The 23,324-nt window shown below is 36.8% G+C and carries 23 protein-coding genes and 1 tRNA gene; 5 read left to right on the top strand and 19 right to left on the bottom strand.

From position 1 onward, the window contains the following. Position 1 precedes the first annotated feature (1 nt). The 3 genes from LUD75_RS15530 to LUD75_RS15520 all read right to left on the bottom strand — a co-directional run bounded on the left by LUD75_RS15530 (position 2) and on the right by LUD75_RS15520 (position 2,336). Positions 2–952: a metallophosphatase gene (locus LUD75_RS15530; protein WP_232706739.1), complete on the bottom strand. Its 951-nt coding sequence runs from the start codon at positions 950–952 to the stop codon at positions 2–4. Next, a complete protein-coding gene (locus tag LUD75_RS15525; RefSeq protein ID WP_232706738.1) occupies positions 952–1,713 on the bottom strand; it encodes a 5'-nucleotidase C-terminal domain-containing protein in 762 nt (253 codons plus the stop codon). Before LUD75_RS15525 ends, LUD75_RS15530 begins: the two co-directional genes overlap by 1 nt. 80 nt (positions 1,714–1,793) lie before the next feature. Then, positions 1,794–2,336: a class I SAM-dependent methyltransferase gene (locus LUD75_RS15520; RefSeq protein WP_232706737.1), complete on the bottom strand. Its 543-nt coding sequence runs from the start codon at positions 2,334–2,336 to the stop codon at positions 1,794–1,796. A gap of 291 nt (positions 2,337–2,627) precedes the next feature. Here LUD75_RS15520 and dapA point away from each other — a divergent pair, with 291 nt between their 5' ends. After that, the gene (gene dapA, locus LUD75_RS15515) at positions 2,628–3,503 is read left to right on the top strand and encodes a 4-hydroxy-tetrahydrodipicolinate synthase (protein WP_232706736.1); all 876 of its coding nucleotides are present in this window, start codon (positions 2,628–2,630) and stop codon (positions 3,501–3,503) included. A gap of 35 nt (positions 3,504–3,538) precedes the next feature. Here the strand turns inward: dapA and LUD75_RS15510 are convergent, their stop codons facing one another. The 3 genes from LUD75_RS15510 to mqo are packed head-to-tail and all read right to left on the bottom strand — an operon-like array spanning position 3,539 to position 5,916. Further along, on the bottom strand, positions 3,539–3,931 hold the full coding sequence (locus LUD75_RS15510) for a hypothetical protein (protein WP_232706735.1): 393 nt from the start codon (positions 3,929–3,931) through the stop codon (positions 3,539–3,541). Continuing rightward, the gene (locus LUD75_RS15505; protein WP_232706734.1) at positions 3,932–4,411 is read right to left on the bottom strand and encodes a GNAT family N-acetyltransferase; all 480 of its coding nucleotides are present in this window, start codon (positions 4,409–4,411) and stop codon (positions 3,932–3,934) included. It lies immediately after the preceding gene. Continuing rightward, entirely contained in the window at positions 4,411–5,916 is a 1,506-nt protein-coding gene (mqo, locus tag LUD75_RS15500) for a malate dehydrogenase (quinone) (protein WP_317207329.1), read from the bottom strand. The genes LUD75_RS15505 and mqo overlap by 1 nt, the downstream gene beginning before the upstream one ends. A gap of 151 nt (positions 5,917–6,067) precedes the next feature. On the opposite strand from mqo, the gene LUD75_RS15495 reads away from it, so the two are divergent. Both LUD75_RS15495 and LUD75_RS15490 read left to right on the top strand, forming a co-directional pair. Further along, positions 6,068–7,756 carry an ABC transporter ATP-binding protein gene (locus LUD75_RS15495; RefSeq protein WP_232706732.1) on the top strand — a complete coding sequence of 563 codons (1,689 nt, stop codon included), beginning with the start codon at positions 6,068–6,070 and terminating at the stop codon, positions 7,754–7,756. A gap of 138 nt (positions 7,757–7,894) precedes the next feature. Next, a complete protein-coding gene (locus tag LUD75_RS15490) occupies positions 7,895–8,230 on the top strand; it encodes a DUF3276 family protein (RefSeq protein ID WP_063971170.1) in 336 nt (111 codons plus the stop codon). Between the two features lie 46 nt (positions 8,231–8,276). Here the strand turns inward: LUD75_RS15490 and LUD75_RS15485 are convergent, their stop codons facing one another. The 12 genes from LUD75_RS15485 to LUD75_RS15430 form a co-directional block, all read right to left on the bottom strand. Beyond that, positions 8,277–9,281 (bottom strand): acyltransferase, encoded by a 1,005-nt coding sequence (locus tag LUD75_RS15485; RefSeq protein WP_262908222.1) that lies wholly within the window; start codon positions 9,279–9,281, stop codon positions 8,277–8,279. A gap of 80 nt (positions 9,282–9,361) precedes the next feature. Continuing rightward, positions 9,362–9,437, bottom strand: a tRNA-His gene (locus LUD75_RS15480). 33 nt (positions 9,438–9,470) lie between these two features. Further along, complete coding sequence (gene bshB1, locus LUD75_RS15475; RefSeq protein WP_232706731.1) at positions 9,471–10,193, bottom strand: bacillithiol biosynthesis deacetylase BshB1; 723 nt, start codon at positions 10,191–10,193, stop codon at positions 9,471–9,473. A gap of 84 nt (positions 10,194–10,277) precedes the next feature. Further along, positions 10,278–11,921 carry a tetratricopeptide repeat protein gene (locus tag LUD75_RS15470; RefSeq protein ID WP_232706730.1) on the bottom strand — a complete coding sequence of 548 codons (1,644 nt, stop codon included), beginning with the start codon at positions 11,919–11,921 and terminating at the stop codon, positions 10,278–10,280. Positions 11,922–12,035: 114 nt separating this feature from the next. Beyond that, entirely contained in the window at positions 12,036–12,908 is an 873-nt protein-coding gene (locus LUD75_RS15465) for a substrate-binding domain-containing protein (protein ID WP_232706729.1), read from the bottom strand. Between the two features lies 1 nt (position 12,909). Then, the gene (locus LUD75_RS15460; protein WP_232706728.1) at positions 12,910–13,098 is read right to left on the bottom strand and encodes a C4-dicarboxylate ABC transporter; all 189 of its coding nucleotides are present in this window, start codon (positions 13,096–13,098) and stop codon (positions 12,910–12,912) included. A 73-nt stretch (positions 13,099–13,171) separates the two neighbouring features. After that, a complete protein-coding gene (locus LUD75_RS15455) occupies positions 13,172–13,993 on the bottom strand; it encodes an energy transducer TonB (protein ID WP_232706727.1) in 822 nt (273 codons plus the stop codon). A 33-nt stretch (positions 13,994–14,026) separates the two neighbouring features. After that, positions 14,027–14,566, bottom strand: coding sequence for a biopolymer transporter ExbD (locus tag LUD75_RS15450; protein ID WP_232706726.1), 540 nt, complete (start codon positions 14,564–14,566; stop codon positions 14,027–14,029). A gap of 11 nt (positions 14,567–14,577) precedes the next feature. Then, positions 14,578–15,183, bottom strand: a complete 606-nt coding sequence (locus tag LUD75_RS15445; protein ID WP_232706725.1) for a biopolymer transporter ExbD — start codon at positions 15,181–15,183, stop codon at positions 14,578–14,580. Positions 15,184–15,270: 87 nt separating this feature from the next. Next, positions 15,271–16,134, bottom strand: coding sequence for a MotA/TolQ/ExbB proton channel family protein (locus tag LUD75_RS15440; protein WP_232706724.1), 864 nt, complete (start codon positions 16,132–16,134; stop codon positions 15,271–15,273). A 294-nt stretch (positions 16,135–16,428) separates the two neighbouring features. Further along, complete coding sequence (leuS, locus tag LUD75_RS15435) at positions 16,429–19,290, bottom strand: leucine--tRNA ligase (protein ID WP_232706723.1); 2,862 nt, start codon at positions 19,288–19,290, stop codon at positions 16,429–16,431. 121 nt (positions 19,291–19,411) lie between these two features. Beyond that, positions 19,412–20,332 (bottom strand): hypothetical protein, encoded by a 921-nt coding sequence (locus LUD75_RS15430; RefSeq protein ID WP_232706722.1) that lies wholly within the window; start codon positions 20,330–20,332, stop codon positions 19,412–19,414. 122 nt (positions 20,333–20,454) lie between these two features. Here LUD75_RS15430 and LUD75_RS15425 point away from each other — a divergent pair, with 122 nt between their 5' ends. Together LUD75_RS15425 and LUD75_RS15420 are read left to right on the top strand one after the other, a co-directional pair. Continuing rightward, entirely contained in the window at positions 20,455–21,207 is a 753-nt protein-coding gene (locus LUD75_RS15425; protein ID WP_232706721.1) for a glycosyltransferase family 2 protein, read from the top strand. Next, a complete protein-coding gene (locus tag LUD75_RS15420) occupies positions 21,207–21,833 on the top strand; it encodes a deoxyuridine 5'-triphosphate nucleotidohydrolase (protein ID WP_232706720.1) in 627 nt (208 codons plus the stop codon). The genes LUD75_RS15425 and LUD75_RS15420 overlap by 1 nt, the downstream gene beginning before the upstream one ends. A gap of 219 nt (positions 21,834–22,052) precedes the next feature. On the opposite strand, the gene LUD75_RS15415 is transcribed toward LUD75_RS15420, so the two are convergent. Next, complete coding sequence (locus tag LUD75_RS15415) at positions 22,053–23,324, bottom strand: glycosyltransferase N-terminal domain-containing protein (RefSeq protein ID WP_232706719.1); 1,272 nt, start codon at positions 23,322–23,324, stop codon at positions 22,053–22,055.

The raw sequence follows: 23,324 nt of genomic DNA, 5'->3' as shown, positions 1-23,324 counted from the left end.
TCTAAACTATTATGTTTTCATCTATTAACTGATTATTCCAGGAAATATTTTTCACACTTTTGTTTTTATCAAAATAAAAATCCAGTCTGCCCAATAAAATCCCTGCCCAACCTACTTGGTTCACAATCACATTTTTATGATCTTTGTTTTGAAACGTCAAAGGTTCCTTCAAAAAAGTGTGTGTGTGTCCGCCTAAAATCAAATCTATGCCTGAGGTTTTGGCCGCCAGATGTTTGTCCGACATTTTCTCCGGCTCATCTTTGTAATCAAATCCAATATGCGAAAGGCAGATTACCAAATCACATTTTTTATCTTTTCTAAGAAAATCGGCGTAGTGTTGCGCTATTTCGATAGGATCACGATAAATCGTTTCAGCATAATTCTTTTTACCGACCAAACCATTAAGTTCAATCCCAACCGCAAAAATACCGACTTTGATTCCGTCTTTGACGAAGACTTTATATGGTTCTGTTTTCCCGTCCAAAATGGTGTTTTTAAAATCATAATTGGAACAGATGAAAGGAAACTTCGCATTCGGTAAAACTTTCAGGAAGCCTTGCAAACCATTGTCGAAATCGTGGTTTCCCATTGTAGAAGCGTCATATTTCATCATACTCATCAGCTTAAATTCCAATTCGCCGCCGAAAAAATTAAAATATGGTGTTCCCTGGAAAATGTCGCCCGAATCCAAAAGCAAAACATTTTTTTCTACGCTTCTTATTTTTTGGATTAATGATGCGCGTCTTGCAAATCCGCCTTGGTTTGGATTCTTGGTGTAGGAAGCATCAAATGGTTCTATTCTGCTGTGCTGATCGTTGGTGTGGAGAATTGTCAGCTTATGAGCTGAGTCTTTGTTAACAAAATCAAACTGATCTGCCAGCAAAAGATTGGGAGCTAATGTCAAAGCAAGACTTCCGCCACCGATGTATTTTAGAAATTCTTTTCTCTGCATTATTCCTCTAATTTTTTATTTTTGAAAATCAGTCTTACGTCATCAGGCGATGAAATCTCAGGATTCTGTTTGAATTTTTCCAGGAAAAGATCTCTCATTTTGATTCCGGTTGAGATCATTTCCCCTTTACTGAAGAAAAACATATTGTCGCCGCCCAAAGCCAGATAATCTGATGTTGCAATGTAATATGTTTTATGATCATCAATCGTTTTACCGTTGATCAATTTTTTTGACAGACTTCCATTTTCGGTCTCGATAATGAGATGGGAAACCGGATTATTCTTTTGAGTTTTCAGATAATAATCAAAAAGTCCCTCTACATCCTTTCCATTCATTTTGATGATGACAATTTCATTCTCAAAAGGCATCACTTCATAAATTTGCTTCGTTAGAATATCACCTTTGGCAATAATGGTTCTGATGCCGCCTATATTTATAACCGCAGCATCTATCGATGGAATATTATTCTTTTTCGCCCACTCATCAGCGCCTTCAAAAGTATAATCTGCCAATAGATTTCCCAGATTGCTATTGTCTCCGGATTTGCTGAGTTCCACATTGGTGTGAGAAATAATTGCATTCATCTTGCCTTCCAACTCGTGTTTGTAAGGTTGGATGACGTCATCTATCGCTTTGTCCTCCTGCAGCTGATCGGTAACGTAAATATTCTTTTCGGTATGGATGTTTGCAATATTAAGCGGCGTTTTACAGCTGACTAAGAGCAATCCAATGATTCCGAATCCAAAAAGTCTTTTTTTCATTGAAAAAATATATGATACAAATCTAACAAATTTAGATTTTTAAAACTAACTAATTAATTATTAGCGCTATTACAGATTTATTAATTCTTTGTGAGAAGCAATTGAGTTTCGTTCGGACGCAGTCCCAAATAATCATCTTCATCAAAAATCTTGATTTGAACTTTAAAACCTGCTTTCTCCAGTCGTCCTGCCAATCCTTCTACCGAATAAATTCTCACGTGATCCTTCTGTCCAAAGTATTTTAATCTGTCCTCTTCCGTTTTCACTTTCGGATCTTCATAGATTTCCCCTTTGATGAAGGGCGTCTGAACAAATACTTTTCCATTTTCTTTCAAAACTCTGTGCAGCTCTAGCATAGCTTTGCCATCCTCTTCGATGTGTTCCAAAATATGATAGCAGAAGATGCAGTCAAAAAACTGATTTTCAACGGGGATTTTCGTAATATCATATTGATACTCGGAAATAAAATCTGTAGATAAATCCGTCGGATAATATTGAATATTCTTTTCTCTTTTTAACTTTCTGTATAAGGATCTTGACGGTGAAAAATCTAGCAGCCTGATGTTTTCCTTTGCCGGAATTTCCTTTTTGAATTCTGTAATCAATCGTCTGTCCCGCGGCATACTGCCACAAGCTGGACAGAGTTTTTCACCCCTTTGATTTAATAAAAATTTTCTGAACTGTTTTTCACAAATCGGACATTGGTGGCTTTTGCCTGCATAAAAAACATAGATGAATTTCCTAAAAAAAAGTTCATTTTTAATTAAAAAATCTTTAGGAAATATTTTTTTCAGTGAGTTATAGAGCATTCTTGGATCTTCAGAAATGGAATTATTAGCTTAATAAACACAAATATAATGTTTGTCTATTTATTAAAATGAATTAAATTTGAGAAAATTTAATTTAATATAAAAATGAGTCAGCTAAAAGGCGTGGGTGTGGCTTTGGTAACACCTTTCAACGAAGATCTATCCATAGATTTTGATTCTCTTACCAGATTAATCGATTATAATATAGACAATGGAACCAATTTCCTGGTTGTTTTGGGAACAACAGCCGAGGCTGCAACACTTTCCAAGGACGAAAAGGAAAGAGTAATTGCACACATCACCAAAATCAACAACAACAGATTGCCATTGGTTTTGGGAATCGGAGGAAACAATACTGCAGAAGTTAAACAACAAATCCTGGACACCGATCTTTCGGATTTCGAAGCGGTACTTTCTGTTTCACCTTACTACAACAAACCAAATCAGGAAGGCCTTTATCAGCATTACAAAGCTTTGGCAGAAACCGGAGCTAAGATTATTATTTACAATGTCCCGGGAAGAACTGGTCAAAATGTAGAAGCTTCCACCACTTTGCGTCTGGCTAATGAATTTCCAAATCTGATTATGATCAAAGAAGCAGCCCCAAACATCCTGCAATATTTCGATATTCTGAGACAAAAACCCGATCATTTCTCCCTGATGTCCGGCGATGACGAATATACTTTGCCGGTAACTTTGGCAGGCGGTGACGGTGTCATTTCCGTGATCGGACAGGCTTATCCGAAGGAATTTTCTACAATGGTAAAATTTGGATTGAGTCGCGAAGTAGATGAGGCTTATAAAATCCACAATTCATTAGTAGAAATCACAAGACTGATTTTTGCGGAAGGAAATCCTTGTGGTGTAAAAACCATTTTGGCGGAGAAAGGCTTAATTAAAAATTACCTCAGACTTCCGCTGGTAGCAGCTTCCGAAGGTTTGCAGGAAAAAATAAAAGCAGAAATGCAAACGCTTTCATAAGAAAAAAGGTTCAGAGATTTCTGAACCTTTTTTATTTAGTCTAATGTAAGTCTATAAACGTCTGATCCGTTTCTCACGATGCCTTCCTTGAAAAATCCACCATCCTGATGAATCAATTCTATAAAATCGAAAACCTTACAATTCTTTGGTAATCCTTCAAAAACCAAGGTGAACCAATATTCTTTATTAAAAGGCAAATCGGTCCAGTTGGGCGACAGACTTATATTTTCAATATGAATCAATTTTGAAATATGATCCGAATGCCGATCCAGCAGATAGGTTGACGACCAGATTCTGATTTTTTCTTCCTCGAAAAATTCCGATTTGTAACAGCAGTGAAGTGTTACCTGTCTTTCTTCAACCATTTGTGACTGAAGCTTGCTTAGTATTTCTTTAGAAATCTTCGGTTTTACAATCGTATCGCCCATTTATTCTATTTTTTTATTAAGAAGATGCTGAAATCCTTTGCTCATTTCTCTGCTTTTGCCTTGATCTTCAAAACCACATTTGAGATATAGCTCGTAAGCACTTTTATTGTCAAAATTCACAGCCAAAACCACTTCATTACATTCTGGAAAATGATCTTTCACAAAATCCAAAAGTGCAATCATTGCTATTTTTCCAATTCCTTTTCCCTGATAATCCGGATTGATGGATAACGATCTCAGCAAGGTTGAATTTTCATTTTCAGTTAAATCAAACTTATCTACTCCGAAATCCAACACGAAAAAACCGACAGCTTTGTTCTGATAAAGAATACTGACCGGAAATTTGTCGCCCGCATTTTTTTCTTTAATGATCTCTAAAGTCGCTTTTGGCATTGCTGTAAATCGACTTTGAATCTCATCCAGATCGTAACTCGTAAGATCCTCAAAATCTTCAGCTTTATAAAAGCATAGCTTGATCATTAATATTCCAGTTCCAGTTTTTCTTTGGAATACGCTCTGATTTCGTTGATTAATTCAGGATGTTCCGCCAGTTTTTTGCCATAGCTTGGAACCATTTCCACCAATTTTTCTCTCCAATCGGTTTTCAGTTTATCTGCAAAACAGTTTTCCAAAACCATAATCATTGCAAACGCCGATGTACTTGCACCGGGAGAGGCGCCCAGTAGTGACGCAATATTTTTATCCTTATTCACAACAACCTCGGTTCCAAACTCCAGTCTTCCACCTTCGAAACGGTCTCTTTTGATAATCTGAACTCTCTGTCCGGCTGTCCTAAGTTCCCAGTCTTTTTCCTGAGCATCGGTCACGAAATCTCTCAAATGCGACATTCTCTGAGATTTATTCATCGTCACTTGCTGGATCAGATATCTCGTCAAAGGCATATTGTGCCACCAAACACCGAATAAAGACCTGATATTCTTGAAATTTACACTTTCCGGTAAATCAAGATAACTTCCTTCTCTCAAAAACTTGGTCGAGAATCCTGCAAACGGACCGAACAAAAGCGCTTTTTCACCATCAATAATTCTAAGATCCAGGTGAGGAACAGACATTGGCGGTGCGCCGACTGTAGCCTGCGTGTAAACTTTTGCCTGATGTTTTGCAACCAATTCCTGATTGGTGCTTACCAGCCATTGCCCACTGATTGGGAAGCCGCCATAACCCTTGCTTTCCTCGATGCCGGAACTATCCAGCAAAGGCAAAGCATAACCGCCAGCTCCGATGAATACGAAATCGGCATTCACAGTTTGTTTGTGCAGGTTTTTTCTGTCGTTCACCTGCAGGTTCCAGCTGCCTTTTCCGTCGGCATCTATTTCTTTGACTTCGTGATAAGTGAAAACCTCCACGCTTTCAGTTTTGTCCAGATGTTCTATTAATTTGACTGTCAGTTTTCCAAAATCAACATCGGTTCCCAAATCCATTTTGGTAGCAGCCAATTGGTCTGATGCCATTCTCTTCTGCATCATCAGTGGAATCCATTCTGTCAGTTTCTCGTGATCGTCCGAATATTCCATTCCTTCAAAAAGGGGTGATTCTAAAAGTGCTTCGTGTCTTTTTTTAAGATAATTAACGTCCTTCTCCCCAAAAACGAAACTCATATGCGGGCAGGAATTGATGAACTCTTTTGGATTATCAATAATGCCTTTGTCGATCAAGTAAGACCAAAACTGTTTGGAAACTTCGAATTGTTCTGCAATGTATTCTGCTTTTTTAATATCGATCTTACCGTCTTTTTCCGGCGTATAGTTCAGTTCGCAAAAAGCGGAATGTCCTGTTCCTGCATTGTTCCATGCAGATGAACTTTCCTTAGCCACTTTTTCCAGTCTTTCGAAGATTGCAATTTCCAGTTTCGGGTCAAATTGGTGAAGCATTGTTGCCAATGTTGCACTCATTATTCCACCACCAATCAGTACAATATCGTATTTAGGTTTCGGATTCATTTTTCTAATTAAATTTTTTCGGATACAAAAATACTGAATTATGTTATTTTAGAACCATTACAGATAATAAAATAGCTTACCATTTGTTAAGAAATTTCAATTTCTGTTTTAAAGTCTTCTTAGAAATATTAAATCATTAATTTTGTACCGCTTTTGGAAAATCAAAGCAAAAAGAATGAAAGCTTTAAAAACACTTAATCCGTATTTCTGGAAACACCGCGTCCTTTTATTTTGGGGATTTTTATTCATTATTCTGAGTAATTTTTTTGCGATTTACAAGATCCAGTACATCGGACAAACCATAAATATTATTGAAAAAAATTACGCCACTCTGAAACTCTCAGACGAAGCCGGACTGATTGATAATGTCAAAAATAATTGGGCGTATTTCAGAATCATTTTCATCAATTCCGGAATTCTGATTGGCTGTTCTTTGCTTTCCGGATTTTTCACTTTTATGATGCGCCAAACGATTATTGTAGCGTCCAGAAGAATCGAATACGAATTGAAAAATAAAATCTACACCCATTATCAGGAATTGTCTGTTACCGATTACAAGAAAACAACCATAGGAGATCTGATGAACCGATTGAGTGAAGATGTTGTCGCCATCAGAATGTATCTTGGACCTGGCGTGATGTACGTTGTCAACTTGATTATTTTGCTGATTATCACGAGCGTTTATATGTTTATGACCGACGTTCAGATGACGCTTTGGACTTTGGTTCCGTTGCCAATTCTATCTTTTGGTATTTATAAAGTGAGTGATATTATTAACAAAAAATCGAAGGTAATGCAGAAAAGCCAATCTAGCATTTCGACTTTTGTTCAGGATAGTTTTTCGGGAATCCGGGTTGTCAAATTCTTCAGTAAAGAAAGATATATTGAGAAAAATTACGGGATTAAAGTTAAGGATTATCAGGACAAAGCCTTGGATCTTGCGAGAACGGAAGCTTACTTTTTCACGATCATCCTTTTCGTCGTCGGGCTTCTGAATGTCGCCATTCTGTACATTGGCGGACAGAAATATATTGCCGGCGAAATGAGCGTTGGGACGATTGCAGATTTCTTTATGTACATCAATATGCTGATATTTCCATTTTCAATGCTTGGTTGGGTAACGTCTGTGAATCAGAGAGCGGAAGCAAGTATGCAGCGTGTGAATGAGTTTATGGATGTGAAATCTGACATCGTCAATAAAAATACAGAGACTTATCCTATCAATGGCGAAATAGAATTCCGAAATGTGAGCTACACTTATCCTAATACCAGAATCAAAGCGGTTGACAATCTCAGTTTCAAAGTTGACGCAGGGAAATCTCTTGCGATAATGGGAAAAACAGGAAGCGGAAAATCTACGATTGCACAATTGATCTGCAGACTGATTGATCCGGATGAAGGCGAAATATTAATCGACGGAAAAAATTTAAAAACACATAATCTGAAATTATACAGGGATCAATTGGGCTACACACCGCAGGAAAGTTATCTTTTTTCTGATACGATTGAGAATAATATCGGATTTGCGATTGACAAGCCAAATAGAAGCTTGGTGGTAGAAATGGCGAAAAAAGCGGACGTTCATAAAAACATTGAAGAGTTCAAAGAACAGTACGAAACAATGGTCGGCGAACGCGGTGTAATGCTGTCTGGCGGGCAGAAACAGAGGATTTGCATCGCAAGAGCTATGATAAAACAACCCAACATTCTGATCTTCGATGACTGCCTTTCTGCTTTGGATACAGAGACCGAAGAAAACATTTTGCAGAATATCGATAAGGACTTAAAAACCACGACCTCCATCATCATAACTCACAGAGAATCAAGCGCAAAAAGAGCGGATGAGATTTTATATTTGAATTAGATTCAGTAACATATCGGTAATAATTTTATTAAAAATTTAAGAAAAACGATCAATTTTGAGGTTTTTTTAACAAAACATTTTGAATTTCCGAGAATTCTGTTATATTTGTTAATACACATTTTTTAAAAATATATAACGATGAGTGAATTTAAGGAACGACATGAGAATGAGATTTTCACTAAGGTGTTGAAAGCAGGCAGAAGAACGTATTTCTTTGATGTGCGGGAGACGAAAGCAGGTGACTATTATTTAACCATTACCGAGAGCAAAAAGAATTTCGGGGAAAATGGAGAAGCAACTTTTGAAAAACATAAAATCTATCTTTACAAAGAGGATTTCAAAAGTTTCCAGGAGCTATTTAATGAATCCACAGATTTCATCATCCAGCAAAAAGGCGAAGATGTGATCTCTGAAAGACACGATAAAGACTTCAAATCAAAATCTTTTACCATAGAGTCTGACGACGAAGTTTAAAAATAAAAAACGCATCTCAACTGATGCGTTTTTTGTTTGACTTACATTACGTAATTTGCTTCCTTTTTTTAAGAAAAGGAGATTCTATAAATTTCCATATTAGAACTGAGCAGAGAATAATAATGATATAACTTAAGAATAATCCTGCGTACGAATAATTATCGTATATTTTTTCTTGAATAAATAATTGAATAATGGGGAAATGGACAAGATACATTCCATAAGAAAAATCGCCGTGCTTTCCAAAGTTCTTTAAAGGGATGTGAGCGAATGCAAACCATATAATCAAAATACCCAATGAGAACGGGAAAACAAACTTAAATGGTAGAAAATAAAATTCCAGAGCTGACAGTATAATTGCGGCTGGTAATATTTTGGAAGAATGTTTTTGGAAGAAATCCAGATTGATGTAAAGGAGAATGCCGCTTATGAAGTAGCCAAGACTTCCGGGTAACTGCTTTACCATCCCGTAACCATAATATTTTTCCGCTAAAAGGCTATAAACAAAAGAAAAGAGGTATAATCCAATTAGAATGAAATTTTTTGTTTTTAAAGATTTTTTAAACAAAGTATAATATAAAAAGGGCACGAACAAATAGAACATTAATTCCACTTTAATGGTCCACAAAGAACCATTGATAGCGCATTCCGGATTGCTTTCAAAAACAAAAGGGATACAAGGTTTTAAAAAATTTGCGAAGATAAAATTGACCCCCAAATATTTTGCCCACTCTACCGAAAAATATTTATCCGCATCGGCAGTTGAAAAGAAAAATAAAAAAATTGAGAAATAAATGACGACGAAGAAGTATGCCGGTAATATTCTTTTGAGCCTGTTTTTTGCGTACTGCCGTATATTTTTAACTCGTTCAAAACTAGAGTACACTAGAAAACCACTGATGACAAAAAAAGCACAAACACTATAATTTGGCATTGATGCTAAAAAACCATTCCAAAACTCAGGCTTCTTGCTTAGAATCATAGAATGCCCTATTACAACTAATAATGAAAACAAAAATCGTAGAAAGTCGAAGTTATTGTTATGCTTCATACTTGTTTTAAAAATCTAAAAGTAACAAAACATTTTCCAAATAAAAAGCGCATTCTAAAAAGAATGCGCTTTTACTCTGTGGGTGAATGAGGGGTCTCGAACCCCCGACCTCCGGAACCACAATCCGGCGCTCTAACCAACTGAGCTACAATCACCGTTTTTGCGTGTGCAAATATAGCATTTTATCATTTAATTGCAAACAATTCCATCAAAATTTTCGAGTGCAATTAATTTTTCTGTTGTAAAGCCCTCTGCAAACTCAACTCCTGAGAGCCTTCCGAGATCCTGTGCTCTGTATGTCAGGCTTTCCAGAAAATCCTTTGTGGCAATTGGCGTAATTGGCTCGTTTGATTCGGGATTGTAAAATTGCGTTTTGTAAGCAAGACAGGCTTCTATTTTTTTATCTAAAAATCCTGTAATATCAATCACAAATTCCGGAACAACGTTTTTCCATTGGATGTAGTGGAAGATATGTTTTGGTCTCCAGACTTCCTGCAATTCATGATTATCGTAAGTTTCTATTTTTTTAAGGCCTGCTAAGAAACAAGCATCAGAAACCAATTTTGCCGCTTTTGCGTGGTCGGGATGGCGATCGTCTATCGCATTTGCCAAAACAATTTCTGGTCTGTATTTTCTGATTTTCTCAACGATTTTTAGTTGGTATTCCTCGGAGTTATTCAGGAAACCATCTTTAAGTTTCAAATTTTCTCTTGCGGTAATTCCTAAGATTTTCGCTGCATCACTTGCTTCTCTAGCACGTGTTTCGGCGGTTCCTCTGGTTCCTAATTCTCCTTCTGTCAAATCTATAATGCTAACGGTTTTTCCCTCAGAAATTAACTTAATAATAGTTCCGCCACAACCTAATTCAACATCATCCGGATGCGCTCCTATAGCTAGAAAATCACATTTCATTTTAAAATATTTTTGCAAAATTAATAAAAACAAAACTTCCCAATCTTACGAATTGGGAAGTTTAGATATAAGTTTTATGTCAGATTACTGACCAAGTGCTTTTTGAAGCGCTAATGCATCTGCATAAGTTGGATTCAGAGCTAATGATTTTGCAATGTTAGCTTTCGCCTTTTCTTTGTCACTGTCTTTTGCGATAAAAGCAATAGCAAAATAAGCGTAAGACATAGTCTCTTTATTCGCCTCCTGGTCTGCCGCTGGCTTAGCCATTAAAGTATCAATATACTTCTGATATGCTGCCGATGCCAATTCCTGGCTTCCGGCCTGCTGATAAGCGTAACCCTGGCTGTAATAAGCCGGCTCCCAAGTTGGAAGAAGCGTAATCATTTTTTGCCAAGTCAGGATAGCTCCATTCCAGTTTTTCACATCCTGATAAGCTTGTGCCAATTTATAAAGGGCGTCTGTATCCTGTGCATTTGCTGCCACTTTAGCTTTCAAAGCTTCAATTTCAGGAGAAGTTCCTCCAGCATCAGCTGTAATACCAACCAATCCACCTTTGATTTTTGCTAATTCTTCATCCCAATTCAGGGTTTCATCCTTAGCAGTTTTAGCAAAAGCAACTTTTTGTTTAGAGAGTGCTTCAAGCTCAGCTTTTTTAGCTGCATCTTTCTCATCTTTAGCAAGTCCAGCTGCAATCAAACCTTGCAAACCTTCGTCAGAAGCCTGAACTCTTGACTTGTCTGCCTGAGATAAGAAAGTATCCATACTTTGTTTTGCTTCAGCATATTTTGCTTCTCCATAAAGAATGTAAGCTCTCAATTTATGTTTGATTGGATCATTTACCTTATCAAAAACAGAATCTAGTGTTGTTTTTGCATTAGCATAATCTTCATTTGTAAAATAAAGCTTAGCTATTTCTAATTGTGTGTAAGGATCTTCATCCGCATACTTTGTATAGTTTATCAAATTCTGAGTTGCTTCCGCATTCTTCTGATATTTGATATTGAAACCTGCCAAAGCTTTGTAAGCTGGTGCGTAAGTTGGATCTACCGCAATCGCTTTATCAATATTTGTTTTCGCCTGCTGCCACTGTTGTGCAGCGATCCAAAGTGTTCCTTTTCTTGTGTAAACTGAAGCTTTATTTTTCGCTACAGCTTCTGCTTTATCATAAGCAGTCATTGCATTACCCGGATCTTTTTTGATTCTGTAAGCATCACCTAAAGCATAATAATAATTAGCAGGAACGCCAGCCTTTTGAGATTTTTCAACGGCCTTATTCAACAATGTGATCGCTAAGTCTGGTGAACTGTTTTTTTCAAACAATACCAAAGCTTCACCAGCTCTGAAGAGTACCTCTGCATCTTTCTCTCTTGAATCTTTTACAATCTGCTGAATTTCCGTGATAGCAGATTTATCACCTTTTCCTAATTTGACAGCAGCCAAACCTAATTTGTTCAAATAACTTTTAGGATCAGCAGCTAGACCTTTATTGAAACTCTCTGTTGCAAGGTCAAAATTCGGGTCGAATTGTGTTAAATATGTGTTACCTAAATAGAAATAATTGCTTGCTTCTTTAGGATTTTGATTGATAAGATCTGTGTAATTTTGTTTTGCCTTTGCATATTTTTGGCTGTCTACAAAGTTAATTCCGTCCTGTACAGATTGTGCAAAACTAAAACTTGTAAAAAAGCCTACCGCAGCTGTAACAACAATTTTTTTTGATAAATTCATTTTATTCTCTTTTTTCATTTTTCTTAACTGTAAATTTTGGTTTTATCGACAATATTTAGACCAAAATATAAATTAAACTTTGATTATTCTGTTAAATAAATATTAAAAATTAAATTATTTCATTCGAACTTCTCTTTTGAAAATATTGTAAGGCTGAAGTCCTTCTTTCTCAACAACAATCTGTCCAAGTTGCTGGCAAGAAAATCTGATGAATCCATTCCCCAAGCCATAATATGCCTCGTTGGAAATGAAATACAGAACTCTGGTAAACGGATAAGTCATCTCCTTCAAATTCTCATTGGAAACATCATATGCCTTATTATCCTTAATTACTTTCAGCACTTTTAGTTCGCTTCTAAGTTTTTCTGCTTCCTTTCCAAATGGCCGGCTGATTGTATTATAACTGATAACTCCAATTTTGTCCGGATAATTCTTCAGCTGCTCAGCCACATTCTCATTTCCATTAATTATAGAAAACTTAAGATCTGACGGATTCTTTTTGAATTTTTGAGCAATGAAATTCAGATTGCTGGCATTTGTTCCGTCGAAGATCAATCTTTTTTTGTCTGAATTTAATTCGCTGTAAATCTCTTCCATCGAAATTGATTCTAAAGGTGAATCTTTCGGAACCACGAACAAAACTGCATCTGCCGCAAATTTACCGGGAAGCCACGGCAAATCTATTTTCTTATCATAAGCTTCTTTTTCCTCTTTGGAAAGTTCTCTGGACATTACTGCTATACGCACTTTTCTATCCAAAACATCTAATAATCCTAGATCTTCCTTTTTTATTACCACATTGATCTTTGTACCAGGATTAAGCGCAGTATATCTTTCCGCCAAAGCTTCCACCACACTTTTGAATGACTCGTCTGCTTCAACTGTTATTTCGCCTTTGCTGGGTGTATCAATATCTTTAGGCTTTTCTTTGGAGCACGAAAAAACAATAGCAAAAGCTGCTATGAATAGAAAAAGGATTTTTTTCATTTTATTGATTATTATTTTTAAGTGACATAATAGCTCTAACGATACGGAAAATACCGTAAGCTATCAGCAATCCGCCTAATGGATAAGCCACATTAGGTTCTAAAATAACGATGAAGAATTTATATACGATAACAACGATTCCTAAAACAATGTAGAAAAGTCCGGTTATCAAAGAAAGCCAGTTAAACATAAAACAAATTTAATAAAAAAAAAGAGAAGTTATAATAACTTCTCTTTTATATAATATGTTACAAATTAAATCCTTATTGGAAATTCATTGTAACAGGGAATCTGAATCTAGATCTTACAGGCTGTCCATTGACTTTACCTGGAGTCCATTTTGTTTTGATACCTTTTACTGTAGATTCAGCTTCTCTGTTGAAATCTGAGTTAGGTCCGGTTGCTTTAACTTGCGTTAACGAACCGTCTTTTTCCACAACGAATGTGATCTCAGTTTTCAAAGTACCTTCTCCTTCCAAACTTCCAGAATCAAAATTGTTACTGAATTTAGTTCTGAACGAGTTGGTACCACCAGGGAATTCTGCATTTTGATCTACAGATTCGTAAACCTCATTGGTTACGGGTTTAACCTCAGCAGCAACTCCTTTACCTGTTACAGGTGGTGGAGGTGGTGCATAAACCGGAGTTTTCACACCTTCCTGATTTTGAAGTCCTGTTGTCGTCTCCAACTGTTTTGTAATTGGTGGCGGTGGTGTCTCAATCTTTGGAGCCTTTTTAGGTTCCGGAACAACATTCTGAATAACTTCCTGCTTTTCCTCTTCTTTTGGAGGAGGTGGTGGCGGTGGTTCTTCTTCTTTAGGTTGCTCTATGATTGGCTCATCCTCTAAAATTTCTACCAAATTTGCATCTACCTCTACAGCATCTTTAGCATTCATTTGCTGAATCTTAAGATAAATAAGCGGTGAAACTGCAAGAAGAAGAAAGAAAGCGGTTCCAATCAAAAAAGACTTTGTAAGCAATCTCGAATATGCAGATCTTAGGTCGTAAGCTCCATATTCTTTATTTCTATTTTCAAATACAATCTCATCAAGAGTAGGATTGTACTTCAAATTATCTTCTGCCATTTTTATATTATTAATATGTTACTTGTAGTGGAATTATTCTCCTACTTTCTTTTTGTAAATAGCCTCTTCCCAAGGTTTGATATCGGTAACCCCATATCTTTCGTTCTTGGTGATAGCCATCTCATCTAGAATGTCTACAAAGTTTTTATATACTGCATCGTCTGTTGGCTTGATAATTACTGTGAATTTGTCTTTATCTGCTGCTCTAGCTTTTGCCTGCTCTATTACTTTTGTAATACCTTCTCTGTCAAAATTGGTTTCGATAAGAGTTTGATCATTAAGACCTTGCTGATCTTGCTGATGGTAAAAAATCTTATTGTCTTTTCCAATAATTAAAGAAAGTGAATTACTCAATTTAATCTCTGTATCTGGTGGTTTCTGGTTTTCTTTCGGTTTTGCCGGAAGACCTAGATCCATTACATTTGGTTTACTAAACGTTGTGGTAAACATAAAGAATGTTATCAAAAGAAATCCTAAATCTACCATCGGCGTCATATCTACGCGGGTGTTCTGCTTCTTCGAACGGACCTTGCCGCCTTTCCCGCTATCCTCTTTTACTTGAACTTCTGCCATTTCTAATAGAATTAATTAGATTTTTCTTGTGATGTGATCAACCAGAATTTAAGAAAATCAATATCTCTTAAACCTTCAAACAAACCTTTTACTTTTGGATACTTCGTCGTTACGTCTCCCTTAATTGCTAACTTATAGTTAGGATTAACGGCTAAACTCTGCTGAACCCAGTCGATCAATTGTTTGTTTGTACTATCCATTGGAATACCTGTTGTTGCTTTGAAAGCTTTCTGTTTATCTTCTGGAAGATTCAAATAACTTTTTAGCTGTCCGATTGGTACTCCTACCGCTTGTACTTTCGTAAATGCTACTTTTTCTTGGTTAGAAAATGCAGGAAGTTTGTACTTCGCAGCCATTTTATCAAGAAGCTGAATTCTTTCTGTCCCGTTTTCTACAGGTTGGAAATAGAATGTCCCAGCTGGCGTAACATTTATCGTCATAAGACTTGCATCAGGAAGTAATTTCTCTGATATAGAAGAAGGCGGTTTTATTGACTCCACATCCGGTTTCTTGAACTGTGTGGTTAATATAAAGAATGTAAGTAGTAGGAACGCAACATCACACATTGCGGTCATGTCCGTAACTACTCCATGTCTTTTTGGTTTAATTCTCGCCATTATTATAAATGTCTTTGTTAACTAATTTATGAACTTGAAAATATAATTCAGAATTACACTTTCGAAAATTTATCTTTTAGGAATTTCTTAGTGAAACTCAGCAAAAGACTGTTGGATGCTCATAGAGATCTCATCGATCTTGTAAGTCAATCCGTCAATTTTAGACGTAAAGAAGTTATAAAGGATAATTGCGATTGCAGAAGTACCAATACCTAAAGCTGTATTCATCAATGCTTCAGAGATACCGATTGACAATGCAGCAGCATCAGGTGTTCCACCTCCACCACCTAGGGCAGCAAATGCTCTGATCATCCCGATTACCGTTCCAAGTAGTGCTACCAAAGTTGCAACTGTACCCAGTGTAGAAAGGATCATCATGTTTTTCTCAAGCATTGGCATTTCAAGCGTAGTAGCTTCTTCGATTGCTTTTGTAAGCGCAGCCATTTTTTGTTCTTTGTCTAGTGTAGTATCTTTAGCTAATGCTTTGTAAGTCGTAAGACCTTCTTTTACTACATTACCTACAGATCCTTGCTGTCTGTCACACTCTTCTAGAGCTTCGTCAACTTTGTTTTGGTTTAGCAAGCTTCTAATTTTCAAAACAAAATTATCAACGCTACCATTTCCAGCTGCTTTGCTCAAAACGAATGCACGCTCGATAGCAAATACAATAACTGTGATCATGAATGTAATAAGGATAGGTACGATAAATCCTCCCATATAAACCATTCCTAAACCGTGTGGATGTAACTCCTTACTTTCGATATCTGCGAAAGCAACTGAAGCTGCACCATCAATACGTGGATCAGCAGTAAAGTTTGATGGGTTACCACAAACAAATAAATAAATGGCAATACCTATTACTAATAAAATAGGAATAATTACCGCAGGATTAAGACCTCCTTTTTTCTTAGCAATTACTTGCTCATCCGTGTTTGAAACATTCATTTCCATATTAAAACTAAATTATAATTGTTAAATTTTATTCTGTAAAATAAAGTCAAATTATTTAAAAATGCAAACTAAATAATGTTACTTTTTTTTTTTTTTATCAATGCAATCGAGACCGCGTTCTTATATTATTAAAATTAAACTGATATTTTATGAATTTATTATCTATTTACCCAATCATTAGAAAATAAAACTAAAAATTAAGCAATATTTTTATTTTAATTGATTCAATAATATCGATTCAGATATATTATAAATTTTTGTTAAAGTTTTAAAAAGCCCTTTTTCATTGCTTACTTATGACACAATATTAATGATTTTCTTGGGAACAAAGATGAAATTTTTCACCGTTTTTCCTTCTAAGTGTCTTTTTGCATCCTCATTTTCCAAAATAATTTTTTCCACCTCCTCTTTTCCAAGGTCAGCGGCTAATTTAATCTTGAATTTCATCTTTCCGTTAAAACTTACTGGGTAATCTATCTCATCTTCTACAAGATAAGCTTCATCAAGAATTGGAAACTTCTCGAATTCTATAGACGAATTATTTCCCAGCAAATTCCATACCTCTTCGCAGATGTGTGGCGCATAAGGCGAGATTATTATTGCCAATGGCTCCAGAATCGCTCTCTTATTGCATTTCAATTTCTGTAACTCGTTGACTGCTATCATAAATGACGACACCGAAGTATTGAAAGAAAAATTCTCAATATCAAAAAGCACTTTCTTGATTAAAGTATGTAAAATCTTGAATTCCGCTTTTGTTGGCTCCTCATCAGAAACTTCAAACGTATCGCCGTTGAAATACAAGTTCCAGAACTTCTTCAAGAAACCATAAACACCACTAAGACCTTGCGTGTTCCAGGGTTTGGATTGTTCTAATGGACCAAGGAACATTTCGTACAATCTCAAACCATCTGCGCCATATTCATTACATATGTCATCTGGGTTGACGACGTTGTATTTTGATTTGGACATTTTTTCAACTTCACGACCTGTGATGTATTTTCCATCTTCCAAAATAAATTCCGCATCCGCATAATCTGGTCTCCAAGCTTTGAAAGCTTCAGTTTCCAATTCGTCAGTTGTTCCTTTTAATAAAGAGACATCAACGTGAATGGCTTGAGTTTTATGTTCACCAATCAAATTTTTGGAAACATATTGATTCGTTCCGTCAATTCTATAAACAAACGCACTCATCCCCAAAATCATTCCTTGATTAATCAACTTTTGGAAAGGTTCATTTTGTTCAATGTAACCTCTGTCCTTCAAGAACATATTCCAAAAACGGGAATATAATAAATGTCCAGTTGCGTGCTCGCTACCACCGATGTACAAATCGACTTGCCCCCAATAATCGGTCAGTTCCTTTTTAGCAAAAACTGCGTCATCATTCGGGTCCATATATCTAAGGAAATACCAGGAACTTCCTGCCCAACCTGGCATTGTGGATAATTCTAATGGGAAGACGGTTTTATCATCAATCAAATCTGTGTCAACCACTTTTTGATTCGCCTCGTCCCAGGCAAATGTTTTTGCATTTCCTAATGGTGGGTCGCCATCTTCTGTCGGTAAATATTTTTCAACCTCAGGAAGTTCCAAAGGCAAAGCGGAATTTGGCAAAGTGTACGGCATTCCATCCTTATAATAGATAGGAACCGGCTCGCCCCAATATCTTTGTCTGGAGAAAATCGCATCACGCTGTCTGTAATTCGTCGTTCCGTGACCAATGCTTTTGTTTTCGATTTCAGCGATTATTTTTGATTTCGCATCCTTATAATTAAGACCATTCAAGAAATCAGAATTCACACAAACTGAATCTTTAGAATCATAAGCTTCTTCCTGAACATCCACATCAGATTCTACAACCTTGATGATTTCCAAATTAAATTTCTTCGCAAATCTGTGGTCACGCTCGTCGTGCGCCGGAACAGCCATTACAGCGCCAGTTCCGTAACCCATCAACACATAATCCGAAATATAAACCGGAATATTTTTCCCGGTAAATGGATTAATAGCATAACTTCCCGTGAAAGCACCACTCACGTTTTTCACGTCGGCCATTCTATCACGTTCTGTTTTTTTGGAAGTTTCTTCTATATAATTATCAACCTCAGCTTTTTGTTCTGGAGTTGTTAAAGTCTGAACCAAAGGATTTTCCGGCGCCAAAACCATAAAGGTTGCTCCGAAAATGGTATCAGGTCTTGTAGTGAAAACTTCTATAAAGTTGTTGGTTGTTGGTTGCTGGTTGTTGGCTTCTTTCCCAACAACTATCAACTGAGAACCATCAACCAAAAATCTTACCTGCGCACCCTGAGATTTTCCAATCCAATATTCCTGAGCATCTTTCAAAGGTTGTGGCCAGTCCAAAGTTTTCAAACCTTGTAACAATCTTTCAGAATAAGCAGAGATTCTCATACTCCACTGCATCATTTTCTTTTGGAAAACAGGGTAACCGCCTCTTTCAGATTTTCCGTCTTTTATTTCGTCGTTCGCCAAAACGGTTCCCAATGCTGGACACCAGTTTACAGTCGTTTCCGCACGGAAAGCCAGACGATAATTCAATAATATTTCTTCTTTCTCAATTTCAGATTTACTTTTCCATTCCTCTGAAGTGAAAGTTAATTCCTCATTTTGATTGGCGTTCAAACCTTCCGTTCCTTTTTCTTCAAAATGTTTGATTAAAGTCTCGATAGATTCTGCCTTGTCCGCATCTTTATTATACCAAGAATGAAACAACTGAATGAAAATCCATTGCGTCCATTTATAATAAGAAGCGTCGGAAGTTCTCACTTCCCTTCTCCAGTCAAATGAAAACCCGATTTTTCTTAATTGCTCCTCGTATCTCGTAATATTTTGTTCCGTTGTAATCGCTGGATGCGTTCCGGTCTGGATTGCATATTGCTCAGCAGGAAGTCCAAAACTGTCATAACCAACAGGATGTAAAACGTTGAAACCCTGATGTCTTTTGAATCTCGCATAGATATCCGACGCGATGTATCCCAGCGGATGACCCACGTGAAGTCCAGCTCCGGATGGGTACGGAAACATATCGAGGACGTAGAATTTCGGTTTATCGGTTGAGTCGGAAGTCTTGTAAGTTTGGTTGTCTTCCCAGTATTTCTGCCACTTTTTTTCTATCTGCTGATGGTCGTAAAACATTCTTATTGAATTGCTAATTTATAAGTATTTGAAAATTTTCTAAGCACAAACTTAGTGATTTTATAAAAAAATTCCGACCTTATTTCTACAAGTTCGGAATTTTTTAGATTAAATTTTAAAATTAATAGACAATCGCAGGAAAATCTGTTTTTGCTTTGTTGAAATGAGCATCCATTGTTGCTGTCCATCCGAAAGCGTTTGTCGCCAGATTTTTCAAATTCGTCCCTGCAGCGCCACTCCAAAAATGGATAAATTCTCCCCAGTTCATTTCACGGGTGTATTTTCCGTTGGCATCTTTCGGGAAATTTTGAGACATTACTTTAAAGAATTTACTCAAAACCTGTGTTCCGCCGTAATTATTATAAATTGGGAAAAACCAATCCTTGAACCAGTGTGTATTAGCTCGCGGAAAATCATCGGTGTTAGCATTCATCAAGGTTGTCCACCTCTGCAGTTCTGCAGTCAAACCCAGATTTTTGTAAATATCATAAATATAGATTTCCGCCCATTTGCTGTCTTTCCAAACTGTGTAAGCCGGAGAAGTTCTGGTATTGAACGAGGCACTTTCTACAATATGCCCAACCTCGTGGGTCAGAATATCCAAAGTGTTTCCGGTAGGTCCGCCATTCCAATTAGCTTTGACCAGACCAACATCTATCACATTTCTAAAATCGTGAGAACCATCATAATAATAGGATGCGTGGCCACCGCCATATTTATCACCGTGGAAGATGGCATAGAGTTTTTTGTCCTCGCTGTTGCCGTAGAGTGTGCCGTAATTGGCATTTGAATAATCCCAGACTTTTTTGAGATAATCGTTTGGCCAGGTGATTGCAGGCATATCGCTGTCGTGATAGACAGCTATTGAATTATCTTTGTAAACATTTTTGACGAGGTGATTGTGATCGTACCAATGTTCCTGCCAAGTGTCGGCAACGGTTTCGACGGGCGTTTCCGTCATATCTTCTGAATCTGATGAGCAAGACTGAATACCGAAAAATAGACTTGCCAAAACTGGAAATACTAAAACATACCTTTTCATAATATTTGGTTTTTGGTTGAAGTATATTTCAGTTCATAGCGTAAAATTTGTGTTTTTGATAATGTTTTTGCTTCAAATTTTATGCCCTTCTGAAATAGTTTTATCTTTGTAAAAAATAGCAAGTGCCGGAAATCTCAATCATCACACCGAGTTACAATTCTTCAAAATATCTGGAAGAAACCATCGCTTCTGTCCTCAATCAAACTTTCAAAGATTGGGAATGGCTGATTACTGATGATTGCTCGACAGACAATTCAGTAGAAATTCTGGAAAAACAAAACGACTCGAGAATCAAAATTTTCAAAGCGGAGAAAAATGGCGGCGCCGGACACGCAAGAAATATTTCTTTGGAAAATGCAACCGGAAGATTCATCACTTTTCTGGACTCTGACGATTTTTGGGAACCCAATTTCCTCGAAGAAATGGTCAACTTTATGAAATCTGAAAATGCTGAATTAGCCTACTCCACCTATTCACGTTGTGACGAAAATCTGAATCCTGTTTTAGGCGATTTCGAAGCAGACACAATTGTCAATTTTAATAATCTTTTGAAAACCTGCAGATTGTCTTTGCTTGCATCAATGTACGATTCCAAACGAGTTGGAAAATTCTATTTTCCGGAAGGCACAAAACGCGAAGATCACGTGATGTGGCTGGAGCTTTTAATGAAAATCCCGCAAGGAAAACCTTTGAAAAAAACTTTATCAAAATACCGAATGCTCGCCAACAGCGTTTCCCGAAATAAATCAAACATTATGAAAGACCAATATTTGGTTTACAAAGATTATATGAAATTTTCGACTGTAAAATCGTTGTACTACACAGCGAATTGGGCGTTTAACGGTTTTATCAAATATTCAAAAATCTTCAATTAATGGAATATTCAAAAGAATTTAAGCAGGCTTTGAGCGAATTTTCCCCAGCCGAAAAAGACAAATTGATTTTCCGATTGTTGAAGAAAGACAAATTGCTTTCCAAGAAACTTTATTTCGAATTGATTGACCTGGAAGCGGTTGATGATAAACGAGATGCGATGGAAGAAAACATCCGTGAGAAAGTCTCGTTGGCTTCAAAATATATTGCGAATCAAAAATATTTCCTCGTTCTCATCAGGAAAATTAGCGCTGAAATTACGGAACACGTGAAAATCACAACCGACAAATTTGGCGACGTTTCTTTGAATTTATTTTTAATTAATGAAATCTTAGAATACAACGAGAAACTTGGAACACAAAGATTTGATAATGTTTACAAACTTTATATTTATCTCATCAACAAAATCTTCAAAGCCCTGACTTTGACCAAAAAACTGGACGAAGATTACTGGATGGAAATTGATGAATTCCTTGACAAGCTTTACGAGAAAATCGACAACAATCTTTATTTACAGAAATTGTGTATCAACAATGGTTTAGATTTCAATTGGCTGAAATGCGAAAATATTCCCGACCATTTTGAATTGATTGTGAAAGGAATTAAGAGTGAGGGATTTTTGAGGTAGATTAATTTAAATTAATTTAACATCAAATCGCTCCAGAGGAGCTAAACGTTTGTAGAAATCCCTTAACTGAAACTGGCGAAGCTCCGTAGGTGCGACATATTAATTACTGCTACAAGATTGAACTCCGCTGGAGCTCTAATTACGATTACTTCATTTTCCCTACAAACATTTTACTCCTTCGGAGCAGTTGAAAATATTTTAAATAATTTAAAAACAAATTCAATTTTCATCTTGTTGTAAGATTTTCCTCAAAATAATCTCCGTAGAATTTGGCTGAGACTTCACAAAATCTCCTGCATTTTTAGACATTTCTTTCAGGTAAGAAACTTCGCCATCTTCGGCTGACAAATCTTTTTTCATCACTTCCTCGATGAATGCGGCCGCAGTCACAAAATCGTCAAAATGCTTCCCGCCTTTTGCTGTAACCAAATCATCTGCCTCCGGATTTTTCTGATACTGATTTCCGAAAATTACGGGAACCGAATAAACCGCCGCTTCCAAAATATTATGCAATCCCGCCGAATGAAATCCGCCGCCAACAACCGCCAAATCTGCATAAGAATACAATTTGGAGAGTTTTCCAATGCTGTCGATGATCAGAATTTGATAATTCGAAGTTTGAAGCGTTGGAGAATTGGAAAGCGAGCTGTATAGAATTGCATTTGGAAATAATTTTAACAAATGCGGAACGCGATGCAAATCGTGAGGTGCGATGGCGAACTTGGTTTCGGGCAGTTTTTTTACCAAAAGCTGAGCGATATCTTCCTCAGTTTGCCACGAACTTCCGAAGACAATTAGTTTCTGACTGCCTTTGAAATCTTCTATGAAATCCAGATGATTGTCTCTGTCCAAGAATTGCTTCACGCGGTCAAATCTCGTGTCGCCGGAAACGGAGGAATTGACCAAACCAATATTTTTCGCCAACGCAGAAGATTTGATGGTCTGATGAAAAAACCAATCGATGTTATTTTTTAGTTGTTTTGCAAACCATTTTCCGTAGTTCTCGAAGAAGATTTGATGTTCGTAAAACAGTGCGGAAATGACGTAAAGTTTTGTTCCTCGATTTTTCAAAGTGCTTAAGAGATTGTACCAATAATCGTATTTAACGGTGAAAAAAATCTGACAATCGAAGCTGGAGACAAATTTCTGAACGTCCTTCGTTTTATCAAATGGCAAATAACAAATCGCGTCCGCTATGTGTTTTTTCTTCTTCACATTTTCGTAACCAGATGGCGAGAAGAACGTGATTAAAACTTTATAATCCGGGAATTGTTCTTTTAATTTTTCGAGAACTGGCAGACCTTGCTCGTACTCGCCTAGGCTGGAGGCGTGCATCCAAAGTACTTTATCCTCGGGAGCAAAAGCATTTCTTACAATTCCCAAAGACTGTTTTCTACCTCGGATTCCCTTTTTGGTTTTGGAATTGACGAGTGAAAAGACTTTCATCGCGAAAATCATCAGGCGGACGAAAAGATTGTATAGAGATTTCAT

The organism is Epilithonimonas sp. JDS (genome assembly GCF_021261315.1).
Taxonomy (GTDB): domain Bacteria; phylum Bacteroidota; class Bacteroidia; order Flavobacteriales; family Weeksellaceae; genus Epilithonimonas.
Note: the sequence above shows the minus strand (reverse complement) of the source record. Positions and strands in the feature narration are given on the sequence as shown.